Annotated in this window: 19 protein-coding genes; 16 read left to right on the top strand and 3 right to left on the bottom strand. The window is 60.8% G+C overall.

Annotated features, from left to right (window positions below; all coding sequences use genetic code 11):
• The first annotated feature begins 5 nt into the window (after positions 1-5).
• The 4 genes from HU759_RS28300 to HU759_RS28315 all read left to right on the top strand — a co-directional run bounded on the left by HU759_RS28300 (position 6) and on the right by HU759_RS28315 (position 3,299).
• Positions 6-971, top strand: coding sequence for an L-carnitine dehydrogenase (locus HU759_RS28300; RefSeq protein ID WP_099550378.1), 966 nt, complete (start codon positions 6-8; stop codon positions 969-971).
• A 117-nt stretch (positions 972-1,088) separates the two neighbouring features.
• Positions 1,089-1,568 carry a thioesterase family protein gene (locus HU759_RS28305; protein ID WP_170036870.1) on the top strand — a complete coding sequence of 160 codons (480 nt, stop codon included), beginning with the start codon at positions 1,089-1,091 and terminating at the stop codon, positions 1,566-1,568.
• A 9-nt stretch (positions 1,569-1,577) separates the two neighbouring features.
• Complete coding sequence (locus HU759_RS28310) at positions 1,578-2,738, top strand: gamma-butyrobetaine dioxygenase (protein ID WP_186617034.1); 1,161 nt, start codon at positions 1,578-1,580, stop codon at positions 2,736-2,738.
• 297 nt (positions 2,739-3,035) lie between these two features.
• Positions 3,036-3,299, top strand: coding sequence for a hypothetical protein (locus HU759_RS28315; RefSeq protein WP_017139371.1), 264 nt, complete (start codon positions 3,036-3,038; stop codon positions 3,297-3,299).
• Between the two features lie 109 nt (positions 3,300-3,408).
• Here the strand turns inward: HU759_RS28315 and HU759_RS28320 are convergent, their stop codons facing one another.
• Positions 3,409-4,512, bottom strand: coding sequence for a GlxA family transcriptional regulator (locus HU759_RS28320; RefSeq protein ID WP_005792167.1), 1,104 nt, complete (start codon positions 4,510-4,512; stop codon positions 3,409-3,411).
• 501 nt (positions 4,513-5,013) lie between these two features.
• Entirely contained in the window at positions 5,014-6,390 is a 1,377-nt protein-coding gene (locus HU759_RS28325; protein WP_099550375.1) for an L-serine ammonia-lyase, read from the bottom strand.
• Between the two features lie 414 nt (positions 6,391-6,804).
• Between HU759_RS28325 and HU759_RS28330 the strand changes: the two genes are divergently transcribed.
• From HU759_RS28330 to choV, 3 genes are all read left to right on the top strand, one after another.
• Positions 6,805-7,752: a choline ABC transporter substrate-binding protein gene (locus HU759_RS28330; protein WP_099550374.1), complete on the top strand. Its 948-nt coding sequence runs from the start codon at positions 6,805-6,807 to the stop codon at positions 7,750-7,752.
• A 66-nt stretch (positions 7,753-7,818) separates the two neighbouring features.
• Positions 7,819-8,664, top strand: a complete 846-nt coding sequence (gene choW, locus HU759_RS28335; protein ID WP_017139374.1) for a choline ABC transporter permease subunit — start codon at positions 7,819-7,821, stop codon at positions 8,662-8,664.
• Positions 8,661-9,839, top strand: a complete 1,179-nt coding sequence (gene choV, locus HU759_RS28340; RefSeq protein ID WP_017139375.1) for a choline ABC transporter ATP-binding protein — start codon at positions 8,661-8,663, stop codon at positions 9,837-9,839. The genes choW and choV overlap by 4 nt, the downstream gene beginning before the upstream one ends.
• Before the next feature lie 168 nt (positions 9,840-10,007).
• On the opposite strand, the gene HU759_RS28345 is transcribed toward choV, so the two are convergent.
• On the bottom strand, positions 10,008-11,942 hold the full coding sequence (locus HU759_RS28345) for a BCCT family transporter (protein WP_225933073.1): 1,935 nt from the start codon (positions 11,940-11,942) through the stop codon (positions 10,008-10,010).
• A 391-nt stretch (positions 11,943-12,333) separates the two neighbouring features.
• Here HU759_RS28345 and betI point away from each other — a divergent pair, with 391 nt between their 5' ends.
• The 9 genes from betI (at position 12,334) to HU759_RS28390 (ending at position 24,717) form a co-directional block, all read left to right on the top strand.
• Positions 12,334-12,927 (top strand): transcriptional regulator BetI, encoded by a 594-nt coding sequence (gene betI / locus HU759_RS28350; protein WP_010207128.1) that lies wholly within the window; start codon positions 12,334-12,336, stop codon positions 12,925-12,927.
• A gap of 109 nt (positions 12,928-13,036) precedes the next feature.
• The gene (gene betB / locus HU759_RS28355; RefSeq protein WP_017139377.1) at positions 13,037-14,509 is read left to right on the top strand and encodes a betaine-aldehyde dehydrogenase; all 1,473 of its coding nucleotides are present in this window, start codon (positions 13,037-13,039) and stop codon (positions 14,507-14,509) included.
• Between the two features lie 144 nt (positions 14,510-14,653).
• Entirely contained in the window at positions 14,654-16,357 is a 1,704-nt protein-coding gene (gene betA / locus HU759_RS28360; RefSeq protein ID WP_017139378.1) for a choline dehydrogenase, read from the top strand.
• 165 nt (positions 16,358-16,522) lie between these two features.
• The gene (locus HU759_RS28365) at positions 16,523-17,965 is read left to right on the top strand and encodes a TldD/PmbA family protein (RefSeq protein WP_017139379.1); all 1,443 of its coding nucleotides are present in this window, start codon (positions 16,523-16,525) and stop codon (positions 17,963-17,965) included.
• Complete coding sequence (locus HU759_RS28370) at positions 17,965-19,281, top strand: TldD/PmbA family protein (protein WP_170036855.1); 1,317 nt, start codon at positions 17,965-17,967, stop codon at positions 19,279-19,281. Before HU759_RS28365 ends, HU759_RS28370 begins: the two co-directional genes overlap by 1 nt.
• A 299-nt stretch (positions 19,282-19,580) precedes the next feature.
• Positions 19,581-20,471, top strand: coding sequence for an alpha/beta hydrolase (locus tag HU759_RS28375; protein WP_170036853.1), 891 nt, complete (start codon positions 19,581-19,583; stop codon positions 20,469-20,471).
• A gap of 35 nt (positions 20,472-20,506) precedes the next feature.
• The gene (gene mdtD, locus HU759_RS28380) at positions 20,507-21,934 is read left to right on the top strand and encodes a multidrug transporter subunit MdtD (RefSeq protein WP_017139382.1); all 1,428 of its coding nucleotides are present in this window, start codon (positions 20,507-20,509) and stop codon (positions 21,932-21,934) included.
• 130 nt (positions 21,935-22,064) lie between these two features.
• Positions 22,065-23,402 (top strand): ATP-dependent RNA helicase DbpA, encoded by a 1,338-nt coding sequence (gene dbpA, locus HU759_RS28385; protein WP_232626477.1) that lies wholly within the window; start codon positions 22,065-22,067, stop codon positions 23,400-23,402.
• A 136-nt stretch (positions 23,403-23,538) separates the two neighbouring features.
• Positions 23,539-24,717 (top strand): NAD(P)/FAD-dependent oxidoreductase, encoded by a 1,179-nt coding sequence (locus HU759_RS28390; protein ID WP_099550370.1) that lies wholly within the window; start codon positions 23,539-23,541, stop codon positions 24,715-24,717.
• Positions 24,718-24,742: the final 25 nt, after the last annotated feature.

The raw sequence follows: 24,742 nt of genomic DNA on the forward strand, positions 1-24,742 counted from the left end.
TCGACATGAGCTTTATCACCGAAATCAAAACCTTCGCCGCCCTCGGCAGCGGTGTTATCGGCAGCGGCTGGGTGTCCCGCGCCCTGGCCCACGGCCTGGATGTAGTGGCCTGGGACCCGGCGCCTGGCGCTGAAGCAGCGCTGCGCAAACGTGTTGCCAACGCCTGGGGCGCCTTGGAGAAACAAGGCCTGGCGCCGGGCGCCTCTCAGGATCGCCTGCGCTTTGTAACCACCATTGAGGAATGCGTAAAAGACGCCGACTTCATCCAGGAAAGCGCCCCGGAACGCCTGGAGCTGAAACTCGAACTGCACAGCAAGATCAGCGCAGCGGCCAAGCCGAATGCGCTGATTGGCTCGAGCACTTCAGGTCTGTTGCCGAGCGAGTTCTACGAAGGTTCCACCCACCCGGAACGCTGCGTGGTCGGTCACCCCTTCAACCCGGTTTACCTGTTGCCGCTGGTGGAAGTGGTGGGCGGAAAGAACACCGCGCCGCAGGCAATTCAGGCAGCGATCAAGGTGTATGAATCCCTCGGCATGCGCCCGTTGCATGTGCGTAAGGAAGTGCCGGGGTTTATCGCTGACCGCTTGCTCGAAGCGCTGTGGCGTGAGGCGCTGCACCTGGTCAATGATGGCGTGGCAACCACGGGCGAGATCGACGATGCGATCCGTTTTGGCGCCGGTTTGCGCTGGTCGTTCATGGGCACATTCCTGACTTACACCCTCGCGGGCGGTGATGCCGGAATGCGCCACTTCATGGCCCAGTTCGGCCCGGCGTTGCAGTTGCCGTGGACGTATTTACCGGCGCCGGAGCTGACCGACAAGTTGATTGACGATGTGGTCGACGGCACCAGCGATCAGCTGGGTAAGCACAGCATTTCGGCGCTGGAGCGCTATCGTGATGATTGCTTGCTGGCGGTATTGGAAGCGGTGAAAACCACCAAAGCCAAACACGGCATGAGCTTCGCTGAATAACCGCTGTTGATCTGTGTGGGAGCTGGCTTGCCTGCGATAGCGATGCAAAATTCACCATCGCCATCGCAGGCAAGCCAGCTCCCACATTTTGACTGCATACATTCTGGAATATATGTGATGCCTGCACTGACCACCTACACCACCCACATCCAGCCCGACTGGGTGGATTACAACGGCCACCTGCGTGATGCGTTTTACCTGCTGATCTTCAGCTACGCCACGGACGCGCTGATGGACACCCTCGGGCTGGACAGCGAAAACCGCGAAGCCAGCGGCCACTCGCTGTTCACCCTGGAACTGCACCTGAACTACCTGCACGAAGTAAAACTCGGCGCCGAGGTGGAGGTGCACACCCAACTGATCGCCCACGACGCCAAGCGGTTGCACCTCTATCACAGCCTGCACCTTGTGGGCGACGCGAAGGAGTTGGCCGGCAACGAGCAGATGCTGCTGCACGTCGATCTGGCGGGGCCGCATTCAGCGCCGTTTACCGAGGCCACGCTGGAGAAACTGGCAACCATCAGTGCCGAACAGGCCGATCTGCCGCGCCCTGCCTTGCTGGGCCGAGTGATCGGATTACCACCCAAAAAACAATAAGGAATCACCATGCAAACCGCCGCCGCTGTTGCCGATTTCCGTACTTACCCGAAGATCTGCGACCTTGCCGAGGCGCAGGTACTGGACAACCAGATTCGCGTGCAGTGGGCCGATGGGCGGGTCAGCCCGTTCCATCATCAGTGGCTGCGGGACAACTGCCCCTGTGCCCAATGCGTGTACAGCGTGACCCGCGAGCAGGTGCTGGAAATTGTCGATGTGGACGAGCATCTGCGCGCAGTCAGCGCGCGCATCGATCAAGGTTTTCTGTGCGTGGAATGGTACGGCGGCCATCGCAGCCAGTACGATCCAGGCTGGTTGCGCGCCCATGCCTATGACGATCAATCACGCGCCGAACGCCGCGCTGCCAAACCCCAGTCGCAACTGTGGGGCAGCACCTTCGAACTGCCCATATTTGAATACTCAGCGGTGATGGAAGACCCCAACGCCCTGTTGCAATGGCTGCTGGCCTTGCGTGACGGCGGCCTTACGCAAATCCGTGGCGTGCCCACCGAACCAGGCTCGCTGGCACTGATCGCCAAGCGTATTTCGTTTATCCGCGAGAGCAACTTCGGCGTGCTGTTCAACGTGCAGTCCAAGGCCGATGCCGACAGCAATGCTTACACCGCTTTCAACCTGCCGCTGCACAGCGATTTGCCGACGCGGGAGTTGCAGCCGGGGCTGCAGTTTCTGCATTGCCTGGTGAACGAAGCTACCGGCGGCGAGAGCATTTTTGTCGATGGGTTTGCGATCGCCCATGCGCTGCGCAGCGAAGACCCCGAGGCGTTTCGCGCCCTGTGTGAAATCCCGGTGGAGTTTCGCAATAAAGACCGGCACAGCGACTACCGCCGCCTGGCCCCGATCATTGCGCTGGATGCCTTGGGCGATGTGGCGGAGATCCGCATGGCCAACTTTTTGCGCGGGCCGTTTGAGGCAAGCGTGGAGCAGATGCCGTTGTTGTACCGGGCGTATCGGCGTTTTATTGCGATGACGCGGGAAGACCGTTTTCGACTGGTCAAACGCCTGAATCCGGGTGAGTTGTGGTGCTTTGATAACCGCCGCACCTTGCATGCGCGCAATGCGTTTGATCCGGCTTCGGGGGCGCGGCATTTTCAGGGTTGTTACATTGATCGGGATGAGTTGTTGTCCCGGATATTGGTGTTGCAGAGGTAGACCGGGGTGCGGCCATCGCAGGCAAGCCAGCTCCCACAAACCCCGGCAAAAAAAAGCCCCGGGCCAGCCGTGACTGGATCGGGGCAGAGTGCTTGGTGTGAGCGTGACATCCCGAGGGTGACCAAACCTTCAAGGTGCGTGCCTGGCCTCCAGTGTGCCTATTGTTGGTGTCGGTAAATGACCCGAAAACGACCTGTTCATAGCCATCTGAGCCATTCGCCGATTCTGCCCTTGCCGACCGGCCGAGGGCCTACCAGAATCCCATTCAATCCCGTTCCCTACACCAGGATAAACGTCATGATGCACGCGGACTTGATTGACCAGGATGACCTGCTGAGCCAGCTGCGCTCGCTGGGTTTCGAGGTATCCAGCGGCGCCAGCGCCGAGCAGGCTTGCGAGTGTGCGGTGCGCGGTTTGAGTGCCGCACGGGCCAAGGCACTCAAGGGCATGGTGGAGCAGATGTACACCGGCAGCGCGACGATTTTGCCGGCGGTGCGCCAGGCGATCGACAAGCAGTTGTTGCCGGCTTTGGTGCAGTTCAAGCAGAGCTCGGGCGCCTGATAGACCGCTATCGCAGGCAAGCCAGCTCCCACATTTGACTGGGTTCACAATTCAAATGTGGGAGCTGGCTTGTCGGGTCGCCGCATCGCTGCGATAAAGCCACCTCGGTCTAAAGCCTTACACTGGCAAACGTCGACTCATTACGCGCCTGGCTCAACGCCGACATCGGCCCCGACAACGGTGACAGCACCAACGCCTGCGGAATCGGCATCATCGCCACTTGCTGGGTCGTGTTGGAACCTACGCGCTCATCGCGTGGCGGAATGCCAAAGTATTCGCGGTAGCACTTGGAGAAGTGCGGCGTGGACACAAACCCGCACACCGACGCTACTTCGATGATCGACATCGGCGTTTGCTTGAGCAACTGCCGCGCGCGAATCAGGCGCAATTTGAGGTAGTAGCGCGATGGCGAGCAGTGCAGGTATTTCTGGAACAACCGCTCCAGTTGGCGGCGCGACACGGCGACGTACACCGCCAGTTCGTCCAGGTCGATCGGCTCTTCAAGGTTGGCTTCCATCAGCGCGACGATTTCCTGCAGTTTCGGCTGGTTGGTGCCGAGCATGTGCTTGAGCGGCACGCGCTGGTGATCCTGTTCATTGCGGATGCGCTCGTACACAAACATCTCGGAGATGGCCGCCGACAATTCACGGCCGTGGTCGCGGCTGATCAGGTGCAGCATCATGTCCAGCGGCGCGGTGCCGCCCGAGCTGGTAAAGCGGTTACGGTCGAGGGTGAACAGGCGCGTGCTCATGGCCACGCGCGGGAAGGCTTCCTGCATCGACGCCAGGCATTCCCAGTGCACGCTGCAATCGAAACCGTCGAGCAAACCGGCGCAGGCCAGGGCCCAACTGCCAGTGCACACGGCGCCGAGGCGACGCGACTGGCGCGCCTGGCTTTGCAGCCACGACACGTGCTCACGGGTAACGGTACGCTGGATTCCCACGCCCCCGCACACAATCACAGTGTCCAGGGCCGGGGCTTTATGCATGGAGGCATCGGGGGTGATTTGCAGACCGTCGCTGGCCCACACTTGGTTGCCGTCGACACTCAGGGTTGTCCAGCGATACAGCTCGCGGCCGGACAGCTGGTTGGCCATGCGCAGCGGTTCCACTGCCGAAGCCAGGGAAATCAGCGTGAAATTGTCCAGCAGCAAAAAGCCGATGGATTGAGGCGCACGGTTCTGGGGTTGGGCCCCGGAGTTGAACGACGTCATCGCGGTATCTCCTCACACAAAGCGGGTGATGGCCTCAGGCGAGGCTCTTGTTATTGCGTTCGTCTCCAGCAAGGAGCGAGGCTTTGAATGGGTAGAGCAAATGCCATGCCTAAAATTGAATGGCCATCCAATAACTCCTAAAAACGACCTGATGACGCGTCTATATAAGCCCGCGCGGGGAGTGCGGAATATGGCCAGAAATGGACGTCAGACCGGCCCTGCTCTGGGGTGTGAGCAGATCGGTAGCACTTGTGGGAAGGCGCTTTGCGGGCGTGGGAAAAGTCTGTCACCGCACGCACGGGTGACGAGTGGTGAGGCACGGAATCGTTCGCAAGCTACTTATCTATTTGCGACGCGCTAAAAGGTGGCGCTTTTGGGTTCGGGTGTTCACTTTATGAGCAGTGGTGCTGCAACTACCGCTATCGCAGGCAAGCCAGCTCCCACAGGAGAATGCATTCCAAATGTGGGCGCTGGCTTGCCTGCGATGGCGGCATTAGTGAATCAACACTCTACTGCGCTGACGGCCAAACCACCCCGCGAAGTCTCTTTGTACTTGTCATGCATATCCGCGCCGGTATCGCGCATGGTGCGGATCACCCGGTCAAGGGAAATAAAGTGCTGACCATCACCGCGCAGCGCCATCTGCGCGGCGTTGATCGCCTTCACCGCCGCAATCGCGTTGCGCTCGATGCACGGCACTTGCACCAGCCCGCCGACCGGGTCGCAGGTCAGGCCGAGGTTATGTTCCAGGCCAATTTCGGCGGCGTTGCACAGTTGCTCCGGCGTGGCGCCGAGGATCTCGGCAAGTCCCGCAGCGGCCATGGCACAGGCTGAACCGACTTCACCCTGGCAGCCGACTTCGGCGCCGGAAATCGAGGCGTTTTTCTTGCACAGAATCCCGACGGCCGCAGCGCTCAGCAAATAGTCGACCACGTTGGCTTCGGTGACTTCTTCGCTGAACTTCATAAAGTAGTGCAGCACCGCAGGAATAATCCCCGCCGCGCCATTGGTGGGGGCGGTGACCATGCGCCCACCGGCGGCGTTTTCTTCATTGACCGCCAGGGCGAAGAGGTTGACCCACTCCATGGCGCTCAAGGTCGAGCCAATCACGTTCGGTTTGCCCAGCTCCTGCAAACTGCGGTGCAACTTGGCGGCGCGGCGACGCACATTCAGGCCACCGGGCAGGATGCCTTCGTGCTTGAGGCCCTGCTCCACGCAGTCTTGCATGGCGCGCCAGAGCTTCATCAGGCCACTGCGGATTTCGTCTTCGCTGCGCCAGGTTTTTTCGTTGGCCAACATTAGTTCGGCGACGCGCAGGTTGTGGGTCTTGCACAACTGCAACAGCTCCACAGCACTGGAAAAATCATACGGCAGTTCGGTACGGTCCATATCGGCCACGCCGCTCTGCGCCTGGGCCTCGTCCACCACAAAACCACCACCGACTGAATAGTAGGTGCCGCGGTGCAGCTCGCCGTCATCATCGAACACCACCAGGGTCATGGCGTTGGGGTGGAACGGCAGGTTTTCGTCGAGCAGGCGCATGTCGCGTGCCCAGACGAAGGGCACCGGCAGGCGGCCGTCGAGCAAGAGCGTGTCGGTCTCGCGCAGGGTGTGAATACGCAGGCCGATTTGCGCCGGGTCGATTGCGTCCGGCCACTCGCCCATCAGGCCCATGATGGTCGCCGTGTCGCTGCCATGGCCGATGCCGGTGGCCGACAACGAGCCATATAGCTGAACTTCAACGCGACGTACTTGTTCCAACACTCCACGTTCACGCAAGTGCTGAACGAACAACGCTGCGGCGCGCATGGGGCCGACGGTGTGAGAACTAGAAGGCCCGATGCCGATCTTGAACAGGTCGAAAACACTGATAGCCATTGCGGTAGAACTCCTCGATAAGCACGGCCAGGCTTGAACGAGGTGCTACGCTCAGATCGCCCAGATGGCGGCATCATCAAGCTTTTGCTTGCCTTCACGGCGTCTCACACCGACGTAACCATGCTCAACAACGCCGCTCTCGTGCGATCGGGCATTTTGGCCGTTTTTAGCGGTTCAGATCGGTAAAAACTGCGGTTTTGCCATTGGAAAAATCTGTAAGCGACGTCACCGACACTGGATACGACCATCCCTGTACTGGATACGACGCCCCCTGTAGGCGTCAGATTTTCACTGGTACATGATCAGTCTCGACTCGTTTGCAAGGCACCGTGCCGTCGCCTCGATGCACGCCCCAACCGCAACACTTATAAAGCGCGGCGAATGCCGCCAGAAAAGACACAGGAGTCTACCCCGATGAAAGGTTCACCCTCGTTGTTGTTGGCCGCCATGCTGAGTCTGCCAGTCCTGGCACACGCTGCAGAACCGGAACAGTGCAAGACCGTTAACTTCTCCGATGTCGGCTGGACCGACATCACTGTCACCACCGCGACCACCAGCGAAGTCCTCAAGGGCCTTGGCTATAAACCGCGCACCACGATGATTTCGGTACCGGTGACCTACAAGTCCCTGGCCGACGGCAAGAACATGGACATCTTCCTCGGCAACTGGATGCCGACCATGGAAAACGACATCAAGCAATACCGTGATGCCGGCACCGTGGAAACCGTGCGTGCCAACCTGGAAAACGCCAAGTACACCCTGGCGGTCCCGGAGGCGCTGTACAACAAGGGCCTCAAAGACTTCGCCGACATCGCCAAATTCAAGGATGAGCTGGGCGGCAAGATCTACGGCATCGAGCCGGGTAACGACGGCAACCGCACTATCCAGACCCTCATCGACAAAGACGCCTTCGGCCTGAAAACCGCGGGTTTCAAAGTGGTTGAGTCCAGCGAAGCCGGGATGCTCTCGCAGGTGGAACGCGCCTCCAAGCGTGACCAGGCCATCGTGTTCCTGGGCTGGGAACCGCACCCGATGAACACCCGCTTCAAGATGAAGTACCTGACCGGCGGAGACGACTCGTTCGGCCCCAACTACGGCCAGGCCACCATCTACACCAACGTTCGCAAGGGCTACACCCAGGAATGCAGCAACGTCGGCCAGTTGCTGAAAAACCTGTCGTTCACCTTGAACATGGAAAGCACCCTGATGGGTAACGTCCTCGACGACAAGATGAAGCCCGACGCCGCAGCCAAAGCCTGGCTGAAGAAGAACCCGCAAGTGCTCGACACCTGGCTCGCCGGTGTGACCACGGTTGATGGCAAACCCGGTCTGGAGGCCGTCAAGGAATACCTCGCCAAGTAAGTGCTGACCCCGGGGCGGTGCGCTGCCCCGGGATGTTTTCCCCTTCGCATGTGGACATTCACTACCATGCTGACTGAACAGAAAATCCCACTAGGCCAGTACATCGCTGCCTTCGTCGAATGGTTGACCAAACATGGTGCCAACTACTTCGACGCCATCGCATCGACCCTGGAAACGATGATCCACGGCGTGACGTTCGCGCTGACCTGGTTCAATCCGCTGGCATTGATCGGTCTGATTGCGCTGCTGGCTCACTTTATTCAACGTAAATGGGGCCTGACCGTTTTTGTCATCGCCTCCTTCCTGCTGATCCTCAACCTGGGGTACTGGCAGGAAACCATGGAAACCCTCGCGCAGGTGTTGTTCGCCACCCTGGTCTGCGTGGTCATCGGTGTGCCGCTGGGCATTGTTGCCGCACACAAACCGCTGTTCTACACCATGATGCGGCCGGTGCTCGATCTGATGCAGACCGTACCGACCTTCGTCTACCTCATCCCTACCCTGACCCTCTTCGGGCTGGGTGTGGTGCCTGGCTTGATCTCCACGGTGGTGTTCGCGATTGCCGCGCCTATCCGCCTGACCTACCTGGGTATCCGCGATGTACCGCAAGAGTTGATGGACGCCGGCAAGGCCTTTGGCTGCTCGCGCCGTCAGTTGCTCTCACGCATTGAACTGCCCCACGCCATGCCGAGCATTGCCGCCGGCATTACCCAATGCATCATGCTGTCGTTGTCGATGGTGGTGATCGCGGCCCTGGTGGGCGCCGACGGCCTCGGCAAGCCGGTGGTCAACGCACTCAACACCGCCGACATTGCCCTGGGCTTTGAAGCCGGCCTGGCAATCGTATTGCTGGCCATCATGCTCGACCGCATCTGCAAACAACCCGACGCTAAAGTAGGGGGTGATGCATGAGCATTATCCGATTCGACAATGTCGACGTGATCTTCTCCAAAGACCCACGCGAAGCGCTCAAGCTGCTGGACCAGGGCATGAGCCGTAACGAGATCCTGAAAAAGACCGGGCAGATCGTCGGCGTTGAAAAAGCCAGCCTGGACATTGAGAAGGGCGAGATCTGCGTGCTGATGGGCCTGTCCGGCTCCGGCAAGTCGAGCCTGCTGCGCTGCATCAACGGCCTCAACACCGTAAGCCGCGGCCAGCTGTTTGTGGAGCACGAAGGCCGCCAGATCGACATTGCGTCCTGCACGCCCGCCGAGCTGAAAATGATGCGCACCAAGCGCATCGCCATGGTGTTCCAGAAGTTCGCGTTGATGCCGTGGCTGACGGTGCGCGAGAACATCAGCTTTGGCCTTGAGATGCAGGGCCGCCCGGAGAAAGAACGGCGCGCGCTGGTGGATGAAAAACTCGAACTGGTGGGCCTGGCCCAGTGGCGTAACAAGAAGCCCGACGAGCTGTCCGGCGGCATGCAGCAGCGCGTCGGCCTGGCCCGCGCCTTGGCGATGGATGCCGATATCCTGCTGATGGACGAACCCTTCTCGGCCCTCGACCCGCTGATCCGCCAAGGCCTGCAAGATGAACTGCTGGAACTGCAACGCAAGCTGAGCAAGACCATCGTGTTCGTGAGCCACGACCTGGATGAGGCGCTGAAACTCGGCAGCCGCATCGCGATCATGAAAGACGGCAAGATCATCCAGTACAGCGTGCCGGAAGAGATTGTGCTGAACCCGGCGGACGACTATGTGCGCACCTTCGTCGCCCATACCAACCCGCTGAACGTGCTGTGCGGGCGCAGCCTGATGCGTACCGTAGAGAACTGCACCCACGTCAACGGCTCCATCAGCCTGGACCCGGGCGGCGATTCGTGGCTGGACCTGGCCGAAGGCAATGTGATCAAGGGCGCACGCCAGAACGGCACGCCGTTGAACCTGCAGAACTGGGCGCCGGGGCAACCGGTGGAAGGTTTGGGCCGGGTACCGACGCTGGTGGATTCCAATATCGGCATGCGCGATGCGTTGCAGATCCGGTATCACACGGGGAACAAGCTGGTGTTGCATAACAACAACCAGGTGGTGGGGATTCTGGGGGATAGCGAGCTGTACCATGCCCTGCTGGGCAAGAACCTGGGCTAGTCGGTACCGCAAAACCAACTGAAGAAACTGGGTCAATGTGGGAGCTGGCTTGCCTGCGATAGCTTTAGTGAATTCACCACCGCTATCGCAGGCAAGCCAGCTCCCACATTTGACCTCATTCCAAGCCTGGAACAGCGGCGCCAGTGACGGCGCCGCTCGGCTCAACTATCAGCTATAGACACGGCCAAGGAGCTGCCGATGGCTTTCAAACTGATCGAGCACGTCCCGGGTGATCTGTTCCTGGGCGAAGCCCATCAGGTCATATTCCTGAGGTCCGTTGTGCAGGTAGACCTCGGCCCGGTAGTAACGGGTGCGCTCTTCTTCGGGCAGGTCGCTCGGTGCCGAGGAGTAAGCATCCAGGCTCACTTCATAGACAAACGGGTTGCCCTCTTCCATCTCGATGCGCACACCGATGCAGCGCTTGGATTTACCCAACAAGGTCTGCACTTCCAGCCCTTGGTCACGCAGCGCACTCGCCGCTTCTTCCAACGCCGGCGTAACGTGTTTGTCCATAAAGCGCTGCACGGTGCCCTGGCTCGGTTGCAGGTCCAGCGCAGTCAAACGTTCGCTGAAACCACGACGGCCGCGCTCGGCCAATTGCGCTTGCTCCTGTTCGATGGCCACATCCTGGCGCATCGCCTTGTGCAAACCGAACATAAAGAAAATCAGCACCACCGAGAACGGCAGCCCCGCCAGCACCACCATGGTTTGCATGGCTTCGAAGTTACCCGCAAACAGCAGGCCGATGGTCACCAGGGTGATCACCGCCGACCAGAAGATCCGCAGCCAGTGCGGCGCATCTTCATCCACATTGCCGCCCTTGCACGAAAGGTTGGCCATCATCACCGCGCCGGAATCCGCCGGGGTCAGGAACAGCACAAAGCCCACGAAGATCGACACGCCGATCACGATATTCGACGCAGGGTAATGCTCAAGCAGTTGGTAGATGGCCATCGACGGTTGCTCCAGCGCCGTCTTGCCCAACTCCACTGCGCCGTGGTTCAGCACCAGGTCCAACGCCGAGTTACCGAAGATCGACAACCACGCCAGAGTGAAGCCCAGCGGGATCAGCAGCACGCCGGCCACCAGCTCACGCACCGTACGACCACGGGAAATACGCGCGATGAACATGCCTACAAATGGCGCCCAGGAAATCCACCAGGCCCAGTAGAACAGGGTCCACAGGCCCATCCAGCGCTCGGTCTTGTCGGCGTCGCCTTCGTACACATACAGGTCGAAGGTTTTCAGCACGATACCGTTGAGGTAGTCACCGGTGTTCTGCACCAGGCCATTGAGCAGGTGCAAGGTCGGGCCAAACAACAGCACAAAGATCAGCAAGCCACTGAACAGCACAATGTTGAGGTTGGACAGGCGGCGAATGCCGTTTTCCACACCCGACACGGCAGCGATGGTCGCCACGGTGCTCATCACAATGATCACGATCAGCAGGTTGGTGTTGCTGTGCTGCATGCCGAACAGGTTTTCAAGCCCCGACGACACTTGCATCGAACCAATCCCCAGGTTCGTCACCAGGCCCAGCAGGGTCACGAACATGCCGAAGCCGTCCACCGCGTGGCCGGCCGCGCCTTTGACCCAACGCTCGCCCACCAGCGGGTACAGCGCCGAACGCAAGGCCAACGGCTGGTTATGACGGTACGCGAAGTACGCCACGGCCAGGCCGACCAGCGCATAAATCGCCCAGCCGTGCAGGCCCCAGTGCAGGAACGTCAACTGCAACGCCTGGCGGGCTGCGCCATTGCTGGCGGCGGCGCCTTCGGGCGGGTTGAAGTAGTGATCCAACGGCTCGGAAGCCCCGAAATACAGCAGCGAGATGCCGATGCCCGACGAGAACAACATGCCGGCCCAGGCGCCGTAGCTGAAGTCCGGGGTGTCGTCCTTGCTGCCCAGTTTCAATTTACCGTAGGACGAAAACGCCAGGCCGACCACAAACACCAGGTAGGCCGCGATGACCACCATGTAGTACCAACCGAAGCTTTTCGACAGCCACGCCTGGGCTACGCCGAGCATGCGCCCGGCCTCCTGCGGGGCGATGATCAGAATGGCGGTCAACAACAGAATGAGCGCGGTGGAGGTGTAAAACACCCAACCGTTGACCCTGACCTTTTCCGGCGGGGTCTTTATAAGAGAGGCAGAACTCATGGCGCAGATGCTCCGGGCAGTGCGAGAGAGAAACACAAGGCAACGGTTATCCCGGGACATCGATTTTTCGGCAGTCGACGGACGGGTGTTATAAAGACACCCCGAAAATTCTTGAGCCGCGCCTAGGCAGTGGCCAGGCCCTGATACGGCCTGTTTCAAGGGTTTTTGCAGGTGTCAGAGGACGTTGCTCACAGGTAGGAAAAATCTGTAGGCAGCGACCATTTGTCGCAGATCTTATTCTTTGTTGATTGAACGTTCAATCAAAACAAAATAGACTGGCCATCAAGCCGACGGACGTTTAACGCCCAACGGCAGGCCTAAGGAGAGGTGCTACATGCCCAAGGTCGGTATGCAACCCATACGCCGCCAGCAGTTGATCGAAGCCACCTTGACGGCCATCGATCAGGTTGGAATGGGAGATGCCAGCATTGCGCTGATCGCCCGTTTGGCCGGCGTCTCGAACGGCATCATCAGTCACTACTTTCAGGACAAGAACGGCCTGATCGCCGCAACGATGCGGTACTTGATGAATGTGCTGATCGAGAACGTCCACGAACGCAGGCTTGCGCTGAAGGACGACAGCCCACGGGCGCACCTTCGGGTGATCATCGAGGGCAACTTCGACGCCAGCCAGGTCAACGGACCGGCAATGAAAACCTGGCTGGCCTTCTGGGCCACCAGCATGCACCACCCGTCATTGCACAGGTTGCAGCGGATCAACGATCAACGTCTGTATTCCAACCTGTGCTGCCAGTTCCGCCGAGTGCTACCGCTGCCGCACGCACGCAAAGCAGCCAGAGGCCTGGCGGCCCTGATCGACGGTTTGTGGTTGCGCGGCGCCCTGTCGGGAGACGCTTTCGACACGGAGCAGGCGCAACGGATCGCTTACGAATACATGGATTTCCAATTGGCCAAGCAGGTGAGTTAGAGCACACATAAACGCTCAACCCCTGAACGTCTGCCGCTCAGTGTTGCCACAACCCCATGGCCCACTGGCGGCAGGTAACGCCAACCACTTATGCACTTGCGAGGACTTTATGGCCCGTTTCGAACTGCAAAAACTCTACATTGACGGCGGCTACAGCGACGCTGGCAGCGATGCCACCTTCGAAGCCATCAACCCGGCTAACGGTGAAGTTCTCGCCCAAGTGCAACGCGCCACCAAGGAAGACGTGGAACGCGCCGTGGTCAGCGCCGAAAAAGGCCAGAAAATCTGGGCTGCCATGACCGCCATGGAGCGTTCGCGCATCCTGCGCCGTGCCGTCGACATCCTGCGCGAGCGCAACGATGAGCTGGCCGCCCTGGAAACCCTGGACACCGGTAAAGCCTTCTCCGAAACCCAATACGTCGACATCGTCACCGGCGCCGACGTGCTGGAATACTACGCAGGCCTGGTGCCAGCCATCGAAGGCGAGCAGATCCCGTTGCGCGACACTTCGTTCGTCTACACCCGCCGCGAGCCGCTGGGCGTAGTAGCCGGTATCGGCGCGTGGAACTACCCGATCCAGATCGCCCTGTGGAAATCCGCACCGGCCCTGGCGGCGGGTAACGCGATGATCTTCAAGCCAAGCGAAGTCACTTCGCTGACCACCCTGAAACTGGCCGAGATCTACACCGAAGCCGGCGTTCCGGCAGGCGTGTTCAACGTGTTGACCGGCAGCGGCCGTGAAGTCGGCACCTGGCTGACCGAGCACCCGCGCATCGAGAAAGTCTCGTTCACCGGCGGCACCGACACCGGCAAAAAAGTTATGGCAAGCGCTTCGAGCTCCTCGCTCAAAGAAGTGACCATGGAACTGGGCGGCAAGTCGCCGCTGATCGTGTTCGAAGATGCCGACCTGGATCGCGCCGCCGACATCGCCATGATGGCCAACTTCTACAGCTCCGGTCAGGTCTGCACCAACGGCACTCGCGTGTTCGTGCCGAAACACCTGCAAGCGGCGTTCGAAGCCAAGATCGTTGAGCGTGTTGCGCGCATTCGTGTTGGCAACCCACAAGACGAAAACACCAACTTCGGCCCGCTGGTCAGCTTCGCCCACATGGAAAGCGTGCTCGGCTACATCGCCAAAGGCAAGGAAGAAGGCGCCCGCGTCCTGTGCGGCGGCGACCGCCTGACCGACGGCGAATTCGCCAAAGGCGCCTATGTGGCCCCGACTGTGTTCACCGACTGCACCGACGAAATGACCATCGTCCGTGAAGAAATCTTCGGCCCAGTGATGAGCATCCTCACTTACGAGACCGAAGAAGAAGTGATCCGCCGCGCCAACGACACCGATTTCGGCCTGGCCGCTGGCCTTGTGACCAAGGACCTGAACCGCGCCCACCGCGTGATTCATCAGCTGGAAGCGGGTATCTGCTGGATCAACGCCTGGGGCGAATCCGACGCCAAGATGCCGGTCGGTGGTTACAAGCAATCCGGTGTTGGCCGTGAGAACGGCATCAGCTCGCTGAACAACTTCACCCGCATCAAATCGGTACAGGTTGAGCTGGGCGACTACGCCTCGGTGTTCTAAATCCGAGCGCTGTACTGCCCGCGAGGCCGCCATCGCGGGCAAGCCCGGCTCCCACATTTTGTGCTGTGTTAACCCAATAAAATGTGGGAGCTGGCTTGCCTGCGATGAGGCCCGACCTGACCATCTCAAAAGAGGGTGCATCCAATGTCCCAAGAATACGATTACATCATTGTGGGTGCCGGCTCCGCCGGTAACACCCTGGCGACCCGTCTGACCGAAGACGAAGGCGTCACCGTCCTGCTGCTGGAAGCCGGCGGCCCGGACTACCGTTTTGACTTCCGTACCCAAATGCCTGCCGCGCTGGCGTTCCCGCTTCAAGGCCGTCGCTACAACTGGGCCTACGAAACCGACCCTGAGCCACACATGGACGGCCGCCGGATGGAATGCGGTCGCGGCAAGGGCCTGGGCGGTTCTTCGCTGATCAACGGCATGTGCTACATCCGTGGCAACGCCATGGACTACGACAACTGGGCAAAACTGCCAGGTCTGGAAAACTGGACCTACCTCGACTGCCTGCCGTACTTCCGTAAAGCCGAAACCCGCGACATCGGCCCCAACGACTACCACGGTGGCGACGGCCCGGTCAGCGTGACCACGCCTAAAGCCGGCAACAACCCGCTGTTCCACGCGATGGTTGAAGCCGGCGTACAGGCCGGTTACCCGCGTACCGACGACCTGAACGGCTACCAGCAAGAAGGCTTCGGCCCGATGGACCGTACCGTCACGCCTAAAGGCCGTCGCGCCAGCACCGCACGCGGTTACCTGGACACGGCCAAGAAGCGCTCGACGCTGACCATCGTCACCCACGCCCTCACCGACAAAGTATTGTTTGAAGGCAAGCGTGCCGTAGGCGTGCGTTACCTGATCGGCGCGGCTGAAGAACGTGTTGAAGCCCGTGCGCGTAAAGAAGTACTGGTGTGCAGCGGTGCAATCGCTTCGCCGCAACTGCTGCAACGCTCCGGTGTGGGCCCGGCCAAACTGCTGGAAAGCCTCGACATCCCGGTGGTCCACGACCTGCCCGGCGTCGGCGAAAACCTGCAGGACCACCTTGAGCTGTACCTGCAATACGCCTGCACTCAGCCAGTGTCGCTGTACCCATCGCTGCTCTGGTACAACCAGCCGGCCATTGGTGCCGAATGGCTGTTCAACGGCACCGGTATCGGCGCCAGCAACCAGTTCGAAGCGGGCGGTTTTATCCGCACCCGTGAAGACTTCGATTGGCCGAACATCCAGTACCACTTCCTGCCGGTCGCGATTAACTACAACGGCAGCAACGGTGTGAAAGAGCACGGTTTCCAGGCGCACATGGGTTCCATGCGTTCGCCGAGCCGTGGCCGCGTGCAATTGAAGTCGAAGAACCCTCGGGACTACCCGAGCATCCTCTTCAACTACATGGCCACCGAGCAGGACTGGCAGGAATTCCGTGACGGCATCCGCCTGACCCGCGAAATCATGCAGCAGCCGGCACTGGACCAATACCGTGGCCGTGAAATCAGCCCGGGTATTGACGTGCAAACCGATGAGCAGTTGGACAAGTTCATCCGCGAGCACGCCGAAACTGCGTTCCACCCGTCCTGCTCGTGCAAAATGGGCACCGACGAGATGGCTGTAGTGGATGCCGAAGGCCGCGTGCATGGCATGCAGGGGCTGCGTGTTGTGGATGCGTCGATCATGCCGATCATCACCACCGGCAACCTCAACGCGCCGACGATCATGATCGCCGAGAAAATCGCCGACAAGATCCGTGGCCGCAAGCCACTGCCGCGCAGCACTGCCGACTACTACGTCGCAGGCGATGCGCCGGTGCGTGGCAAGCCGATGCGTGAAGTCGGCCCTACTGCGCAGTAACCCGTTGATCGTTCCCACGCTCTGCGTGGGAATGCATCCTGTGACGCTCTGCGTCACGACCTTCAAAAGCGGACGCAGAGCGTCCAAGGCGGCATTCCCACGCAGAGCGTGGGAACGATCACCTATGCTAGCCTCTGGGACTGCGCTGCCCTCAAGGAGGTCCCGATGTTCGACGCCCACCCCACCCTCAAACAACACTTCAGTGCCCTGCGCACCCGCGCCGAATTCTTCTCGTTGCGTTATGTGCGCGAATCCGGCCAGTACCTGTCGGTACGCAAGAACGTCGCCGAGCCGCCACACCTTAGCCACGACGAGGGCGCCATGCTCACCGTGCGCCTCAACGGCGTGGAAGCTTATGCAGCAACCAACGACATTTCCCTCGCCGGCCTGCAAGCAGCCCTTGAGCGCGCCGAACAGCAAGCCCGGCAGATTTCGCCCCATGCCCTGCTCGACTTGCACACACAACAGGTCTCCAGTGACGTGGCCGACTACCTGTCGCCCGACCTCGACCAGCCCTTCCCATCCCTGAGCGACTGCTACCAACTGCTCGGCGATGAATCCGCCAGCGTGCCCAAGGATGAGCGCCTGGTCAGTTGGGAAGTCAGCCTGGGCACCACGCGGGTTGAACAGATCTACCTCAACAGCGCCGGTGCCGAGCTGCGCCAGGCTCAGCGTTTCGTCTTTCCGGGCCTGAGCGTCACCGCCTTCGACGGCAACGACAGCCAGACCCGCACCCTGGGCGGCACCAACTTCGGCCAGCAAGGCAGTGCGAACGTGATTCGCCGCTTCGGCCTGGCCGGCGCCGCCCGCACAGTCGCCGATGAAGCCCTGCAACTGCTGCTCGCGCCGAACACGCCCCATGGCCCGCGTGACCTGCTGCTGATGCCCGACCAGATGATCCTGCAGATCCACGAGTCCATCGGCCACCCGCTGGAACTGGACCGCATCCTGGGCGATGAGCGTAACTACGCCGGCACCAGTTTTGTGAAGGCCAGCGACTTCGGCCACCTGCAATACGGCTCGCCCTTGCTCAACGTGACCTTCGACCCGGACATCCCCGAACAGCTCGCCAGCTATGGGCATGACGACGACGGCACGGCCGCCAGCAAGCAGTTCCTGATTCGCGATGGCCTGCTGCTCAAGCCCTTGGGTGGCGCGCTGTCGCAATTTCGCGCGAACTTGCCAGGCGTGGCCAACAGCCGCGCGTGCGGCTGGAATCGGCCGCCCATCGACCGCATGGCCAACCTCAATATCGAGGCCGGCGACAAGACCCAGGCTGAGCTGGTCAGCGGCATCGAGCACGGCATTCTGATGAGCACCAACCGCTCCTGGTCCATCGATGACGCACGCAATAAATTCCAGTTCGGCTGCGAGTGGGGCCAACTGATCGAAAACGGCGAACTCAAGGGCGTGGTCAAAAACCCCAACTACCGCGCCATCTCCGCGCAGTTCTGGCGCAACCTCAGCGCCGTCGGCGACGCCAGCACCTTCCAGGTGTTGGGCACGCCCAACTGCGGCAAAGGCGAACCCAACCAGGTGATCCGCGTGGGCCACGCTTCACCGGCGTGTGTGTTCAGTGATATCGACGTGTTCGGGGGAGATGCCTGATGAATAACTTCAAGGCACTGGTGGGTTGGCTCAAGCAAGCCGTCACCGACAAGGAACAGTTTCACCTGGGCTACGCTGACGAGTCGTCCGAGTTCGTGCGCTTCAACCACGCCAAGGTGCGTCAAGCGGGCCAGGTGCAACAGGCCAGCCTCAACCTCAAGCTGATCAACGATGGCCGTCACGCCGACCTCGGTATCACCCTTGCCGGTGAGCCGGCGCTGGATCGCCAGCGCCTGGTCGACGGCCTGCAACAACTGCGCGAAACCTTGCCATTGTTGCCGCAGGATCCGTACCTGCTGCTGAACCACAACGCCTGGCAAAACCACAACGAACAACTGCGACCGCTGCCGGAACTGGCCCAGGTGCTGGCAGATATCAGTCAGGCCGCTGAAGGTGTGGACCTGGTGGGCTTCTACGCTGCCGGCCCCATCAGCCGTGGCTTTGCCAGTTCCGACGGCGCGTTCGGCTGGCATCAGGCCAATAGCTTCAACTTCGATTTCAGCCTGTTCCACGCCAACGGCGAAGCGGTGAAAGCCAGCTACGCCGGGCACACCTGGGACAGCGCCGAGTTCACTGAGCGTTTCCAGCGGGCGCGTGAGCAGCTGGAGTTTCTTGGCCGCCCGCTGCACAAGCTGCCTCCCGGCCAATACCGCGCCTACCTGGCCCCGGCGGCGTTGGAAGAAATCTTCAGCATTGTCACGTGGGGCGGATTTTCCGCCCAGGCCATCGCCAGCAAAGGCAGTTGCTTGCAAAAGCTCTACACGGGTGAGCAGTCGCTGAGCCCACTGGTGAAGGTCGATGAGCAGATCAGCGGCTCCCTGAGCCAGGCGTTTTCCACCGAAGGTTACCCACGCGGCGACGTCACCCTGATCAACGCCGGCAAAGCCGAAGGCCAACTGATCAACTCGCGCAGCGCGGCCGAATATGGCCTGAGCACCAACGGCGCCAGCAGCGACGAGTCGCCCAGCGCCTTGCAGATGGCCGCAGGTAACCTGCCCCAGGCCGATATCCTCAAGCAATTGGGCACTGGCTTGTACATCAGCAACCTGTGGTATCTGAACTACTCGGACTTGCCGGCGGCACGCCTGACCGGCATGACGCGCTTTGCCACGTTCTGGGTCGAAGACGGTGAGATCAAGGCGCCGGTGAGCACCATGCGGTTTGATGACAGTGTCTACAGCCTGCTCGGTTCGCAGCTTGAAGCGCTGACCTCGGAACGGGAACTGCTGCTGTCGGCGAGTACGTACAGCCAGCGCAATACCTCCTCCAACCTGCTGCCGGGGGCGCTGGTCAAGCGCCTGACGCTAACGCTGTAAATACAATTGCCCCTGTGGGAGCGGGCTTGTGTGGGAGCTGGCTTGCCTGCGATGCAGTCACCTCGGTGTGTCAGTCACACCGCAGTGATGCCATCGCAGGCAAGCCAGCTCCCACATAGGCTTGTATTGATTTCAGACACCTCGTTTCATCCCTTCCTACCGCAAAATCCCATCTAACACTTCTCCCCGTGCGGCCTGTTGTCGCCCGCAAAAAACCTCGTTATAACGGTTAGTGGCATCCCGCCACCCACCCCACGAGAGCATGACCTTGCCCGGGAAGGGCAAGCTGGAGCGTTGACATGAACCATGGAAGTTTTGTCATAGAGAAGCTGTTCAAGCACTACAACGTTCATGTTGAGCAGCTAGGAAACGATTCGGAAAAAAAGACTGTCTTGATGGTCAACGGCGCGCTGTCCACCACACGCTCTTTCGCACGAACCAGTAAATGCCTGGCGGAGCATTTCAATGTGCTGCTGTTCGACCTGCCGTTCTCCGGCTATTCGCGCGAGCACAACACCGACCTCGAGCTTGTGACCAAGGACGACGAGGTGCAAATCCTGCGCGCCCTGGTGGAGCGCTTCGAGGTCAACCATCTGGTGTCGGCCTCCTGGGGCGGCATCTCCACCTTGCTGACCCTGGCCCACAACCCACCCTCCATCCAAAGCTCGGTAGTGATGGCCCTGGCGCCCAACCTCAACCAGGCGATGCTCGACTACGTGGAGCGCGTGCGCGTGTTGATCGAGGCCGATGACAAATCCGCCGTCGGCCACTTGCTCAATGAGACCGTCGGCAAATACCTGTCGCCGCGCCTCAAGCGCAACAACCATCGGCACCTGTCGAGCATGGCCACCACCGAGTACCGCCAGGCGCGTTTCCATATCCATCAGGTGCTGGCCTTGGGCGATGGTAATTACCTGCCGGCGCTGACCCGGATCGAAACCCCGGTGCACTTCCTCAATGGCGCACTGGATGAATACACGCCGGCGGCCGAGGCCCGGTTGTTCAAGCGCTATGTCGGCCGCAGCAGCTTTGCGGTCGCCGAACACACCGGCCATCTGCTCGACCTGGAGTCGCGCGAAGCGGCCATGTCGGTGCACCGTGCGCTGTTGGATTTCCTGGTGGGAGAGCATGCAACACTGTCGGAATTAGACGAACCGCCAGTGGGAAAAGGGGCGACGGATGGCGCATAATCGCCAACACATAGCCTGCTAATAAAAGGGTTCACATGCCGAATCGCGCCCCTCTCGATGCCAAGACCGCCCGCTGGCTACCCTGGGTGGTAGCGATTGCCTTCTTCATGCAGTCGCTGGACGGGACGATTCTCAACACCGCCCTGCCGGCCATGGCGCGGGACTTGGCGGAAAACCCGCTGCGCATGCAAGGGGTGGTGATCGCCTACATGCTCACCGTCGCCTTGCTGATCCCGGCTTCGGGCTGGGTGGCCGACCGCTTCGGTACCAAAAAAATCTTCTTCGGCGCGATCATGCTGTTCAGCATTGGCTCCTTGCTGTGCGCCTTGTCGAGCACCTTGACCATGCTGGTGGGCGCGCGGGTCATCCAGGGTTTGGGCGGCGCGCTGATGCTGCCGGTCGGGCGGCTGGTGGTCTTGCGTGCTTATCCGCGCTCCGAACTCGTACGTATCATGGGCTTCATCACCATTCCCGGCCTGCTCGGCCCCTTGCTCGGCCCGACCATGGGCGGCTGGATGGTGCAATACCTGACCTGGCACTGGATCTTCCTGATCAACCTGCCTGTGGGTATGGTCGGTTGCTACGCCGTGTGGAAACTCATCCCCGACTTGCGCGGCAGCGAACGCACGCGCTTTGACAGTGTAGGGTTTGTGCTGTTTGGCGCGGCGATGGTGCTGATTACCATCGCCATGGAAGGCCTGGGCGAACTGCACCTGCCGCACCTGCGGGTGATGTTGCTGCTGTTCGGCGGGCTCGCCTGCCTGGCCGCGTACTGGCTGCGTGCTGGGCATATCGATAACCCACTGTTCTCGCCGGTACTGTTCAAGACCCGCACCTTTGCCGTGGGCATCCTCGGCAACCTGTTCGCCCGGCTGGGCAGCGGCGCACTGCCGTTTCTGGTGCCGTTGCTGCTGCAGGTGGCACTGGGTTATTCGCCCTCCGAAGCCGGGATGAGCATGCTGCCCCTGGCGGCGGCGGCGATGTTTGCCAAGTCCATCGCCCGGCCACTGATCGAGCGGCTGGGCTATCGCATTGTGCTCACCGGAAACACGCTGGCGCTGGGCATCATGCTGGCCAGCATGGGCCTGGTCAGCGAACACACGCCCTACCCGCTGCTGCTGTGCATGCTGGCGGTGCTGGGCGCGATCAACTCGCTGCAATTTACCGCGATGAACACCGTCACCCTGATCGACCTCGACGACGCCCAGGCCAGCAGCGGCAACAGTTTGCTCTCGGTGGTGGCGCAATTGTCCTTGAGCCTGGGCGTAGCCTGTGCCGGCGCCCTGCTCGGCGGCTTTACTGCCGAAGCGGGCAATGACGGCGTGGAAAGCGTGCTGGGCGCGTTCCAACTGACCTTCCTCACCGTGGGCATCATGGCCATGCTGGCGGCGGCGATCTTCCTGCAACTGTCGCCAAAAGACGGCAAACGGGTGGTCAGCCGCGAGCACGACCTTGAGCATTAACAGGCTTCTCGTCTAGAACTTGCAGGGAAAATCCCACAGGGCTGGTACACTGCGCGACATTTTGTTTTGCAGAGCCAGTCCCGTGACTACCATCGCCACCGCTTTTAATACTTTGCCCCTGTCCGCCGCCATGCTGGCTAACCTCGACTCGCTGGGTTACGTCGAGATGACGCAGATCCAGGCGCAAAGCTTGCCGGTGATCCTCAAGGGGCTGGACCTGATCGCCCAAGCCAAGACCGGCAGCGGCAAGACCGCCGCCTTCGGCATCGGCCTGTTGAACCCGATCAACCCGCGTTACTTCGGCTGCCAGGCACTGGTGATGTGCCCGACGCGTGAGCTGGCCGACCAGGTCGCCAAGGAAATCCGTCGCCTGGCGCGTGCCGAAGACAACATCAAGGTACTGACCCTGTGCGGTGGCGTGTCCCTCGGCCCGCAGATCGCCTCGCTGGAACACGGCGCCCACGTCATCGTCGGCACACCGGGCCGTATCCAGCAGCACCTGCGCAAAGGTTCGCTGGTGCTGGACGGCTTGAACACGCTGATCCTCGACGAAGCCGACCGCATGCTCGACATGGGCTTCTACGACGCCATCGAAGACATCATCAGCAAGACCCCGCCACGCCGCCAAACCCTGCTGTTCTCGGCCACCTACCCGGTGAGCATCAAGCAGTTGGCCTCCAAATTCATGCGTGCGCCGCAGCAGGTGAAGGCCGAAGCCTTCCACTCCGACGACCAGATCGAACAGCGTTTCTACGAGATCTCGCCGGAAGAGCGCATGGACGCGGTGACCAAGGTGCTGGCGCACTTCCGCCCGGCGTCTTGCGTGGCGTTCTGCTTTACCAAGCAGCAAGTGCAGGAAACTGTGGATCACCTGACCGCCAAAGGTATCTCCGCCGTCGGCCTGCATGGCGACCTGGAGCAGCGCGACCGTGACCAGGTACTGGCGATGTTCGCCAACCGCAGCACTTCGGTGCTGGTGGCGACCGACGTCGCCGCCCGTGGCCTGGACATTGACTCCCTGGACATGGTGATCAACGTCGAACTGGCCCGCGACTCGGAAATCCACATCCACCGCGTAGGCCGTACCGGTCGCGCCGGTGAGACCGGTATTGCGATCAGCCTGGTGGCGCCGTCCGAAGCCCACCGTGCCCAGGCCATCGAGCAACTACAAAAGTCGCCGCTGAACTGGGACCAACTGGACAACCTCAAGCCGCAAAGCGGTGGCCCGTTGCTGCCGCAGATGAGCACGTTGTGCATCGCCGCCGGCCGTAAAGACAAGGTGCGCCCAGGCGACATCCTTGGCGCACTGACCGGTGACGCCGGGATTCCGGGAGCCCAGGTCGGCAAGATCGCGATCTTTGATTTCCAGGCGTTCGTGGCTGTTGAGCGCGGGATCGCCAAGCAGGCGTTGCAGCGTTTGAATGACGGCAAGATCAAAGGCCGCTCGTTGCGCGTGCGGATCCTCTGACCTGATCGTTCCCACGCTCCGCGTGGGAATGCCGCCATGGACGCTCTGCGTCCGCTTTGTGACGCAGAGCGTCACGGGATGCGTTCCCACGCAGAGCGTGGGAACGATCTGATCTGATGAACATGAGGAAACTGTTTTGCGCTCGACCGAAGTTGTGATCATTGGCGCCGGCGCCGCAGGCTTGATGTGCGCGCTGACCGCCGCCGGGCGTGGGCGCAAGGTGATGCTGATCGACCACGCCAACAAGGCCGGCAAAAAGATCCTGATGTCCGGCGGTGGCCGCTGCAATTTCACCAACATGTACACCGAGCCGGCCAACTTCCTCTCGCACAACGCGCATTTCTGCAAGTCGGCCCTGGCCCGCTACACCCAGTGGGATTTCATCGGGCTGGTGGCCAAGCACGGCGTGCCGTACCACGAGAAAAAACTCGGCCAGCTGTTCTGCGATAACAAGTCCAGCGACATCCTCGGCATGCTGCTCGATGAGTGCATCCAGACCGGCGTGAGCCTGCACCTGGACACCTCCATCGAGGAAATTGCCAAAGTCGACGGCGGCTATCAACTGCAAACCACCTTGGGCGAACTGCGCTGCGAATCCCTGGTGATCGCCACCGGCGGCCTGTCAATCCCGACCCTGGGCGCCACCGGTTTTGGTTACCAGGTGGCCAAGCAGTTTGGCCACGAACTGCTGCCGACCCGCGCAGGCTTGGTGCCGTTCACCATCACCGACCAGCTCAAGGAGTTGTGCGGCGAGTTGTCCGGTACGTCCGTGGATTGCCTGGTGAGCTGCAACGACCAGAGCTTTCGCGAGAACATCTTGTTTACCCACCGTGGCCTCAGTGGCCCGGCGATTTTGCAGATCTCTTCCTACTGGGAGACCGGTGACACGGTTGAAATCAACCTGCTGCCCGACCACGACGCGCACACCTGGCTGCAACAGCAACAGGTCGAGCACCCCAACAGCGAGCTGAAAACCCTGCTGGGTGAGATCTTCACCAAGAAGATGGCCAACCTGTTGGCGCAGATCTGGTTTGTGTCCAAGCCGATGAAGCAATACACCCACGCCGAAGTGGCCGACATTGCGCAAAAGCTGTCGAGCTGGCAGTTAGTGCCGGCAGGCACCGAAGGCTATCGCACGGCCGAGGTGACGCTGGGTGGCGTGGACACGCGGGAAGTGTCGTCCAAGACCATGGAATCGCTGAAAAGCCCAGGTTTGTACTTCATTGGTGAAGTGTTGGATGTGACCGGTCACCTCGGTGGGTTCAACTTCCAGTGGGCATGGGCTTCCGGTTACGCAGCCGCCCAATACGCCTGAAGGTTGTACGCGGTCAACAGGTGGG

The organism is Pseudomonas sp. OE 28.3, from assembly GCF_014268205.2.
In the GTDB taxonomy this organism is placed as follows: domain Bacteria; phylum Pseudomonadota; class Gammaproteobacteria; order Pseudomonadales; family Pseudomonadaceae; genus Aquipseudomonas; species Aquipseudomonas edaphica.

What these genes read in the sequence shown, in the direction of transcription:
- HU759_RS28320 (WP_005792167.1), bottom strand. Translation starts at nt 4,512, where the DNA reads ATGACGTCGTTCAACTCCGGGGCCCAACCCCAGAACCGTGCGCCTCAA.
- betB (WP_017139377.1), top strand. Translation starts at nt 13,037, where the DNA reads ATGGCCCGTTTCGAACTGCAAAAACTCTACATTGACGGCGGCTACAGC.
- HU759_RS28315 (WP_017139371.1), top strand. Translation starts at nt 3,036, where the DNA reads ATGATGCACGCGGACTTGATTGACCAGGATGACCTGCTGAGCCAGCTG.
- betA (WP_017139378.1), top strand. Translation starts at nt 14,654, where the DNA reads ATGTCCCAAGAATACGATTACATCATTGTGGGTGCCGGCTCCGCCGGT.
- mdtD (WP_017139382.1), top strand. Translation starts at nt 20,507, where the DNA reads ATGCCGAATCGCGCCCCTCTCGATGCCAAGACCGCCCGCTGGCTACCC.
- choW (WP_017139374.1), top strand. Translation starts at nt 7,819, where the DNA reads ATGCTGACTGAACAGAAAATCCCACTAGGCCAGTACATCGCTGCCTTC.
- HU759_RS28375 (WP_170036853.1), top strand. Translation starts at nt 19,581, where the DNA reads ATGAACCATGGAAGTTTTGTCATAGAGAAGCTGTTCAAGCACTACAAC.
- HU759_RS28305 (WP_170036870.1), top strand. Translation starts at nt 1,089, where the DNA reads ATGCCTGCACTGACCACCTACACCACCCACATCCAGCCCGACTGGGTG.
- dbpA (WP_232626477.1), top strand. Translation starts at nt 22,065, where the DNA reads ATGCTGGCTAACCTCGACTCGCTGGGTTACGTCGAGATGACGCAGATC.
- HU759_RS28365 (WP_017139379.1), top strand. Translation starts at nt 16,523, where the DNA reads ATGTTCGACGCCCACCCCACCCTCAAACAACACTTCAGTGCCCTGCGC.
- HU759_RS28370 (WP_170036855.1), top strand. Translation starts at nt 17,965, where the DNA reads ATGAATAACTTCAAGGCACTGGTGGGTTGGCTCAAGCAAGCCGTCACC.
- choV (WP_017139375.1), top strand. Translation starts at nt 8,661, where the DNA reads ATGAGCATTATCCGATTCGACAATGTCGACGTGATCTTCTCCAAAGAC.
- HU759_RS28310 (WP_186617034.1), top strand. Translation starts at nt 1,578, where the DNA reads ATGCAAACCGCCGCCGCTGTTGCCGATTTCCGTACTTACCCGAAGATC.
- betI (WP_010207128.1), top strand. Translation starts at nt 12,334, where the DNA reads ATGCCCAAGGTCGGTATGCAACCCATACGCCGCCAGCAGTTGATCGAA.
- HU759_RS28325 (WP_099550375.1), bottom strand. Translation starts at nt 6,390, where the DNA reads ATGGCTATCAGTGTTTTCGACCTGTTCAAGATCGGCATCGGGCCTTCT.
- HU759_RS28330 (WP_099550374.1), top strand. Translation starts at nt 6,805, where the DNA reads ATGAAAGGTTCACCCTCGTTGTTGTTGGCCGCCATGCTGAGTCTGCCA.
- HU759_RS28300 (WP_099550378.1), top strand. Translation starts at nt 6, where the DNA reads ATGAGCTTTATCACCGAAATCAAAACCTTCGCCGCCCTCGGCAGCGGT.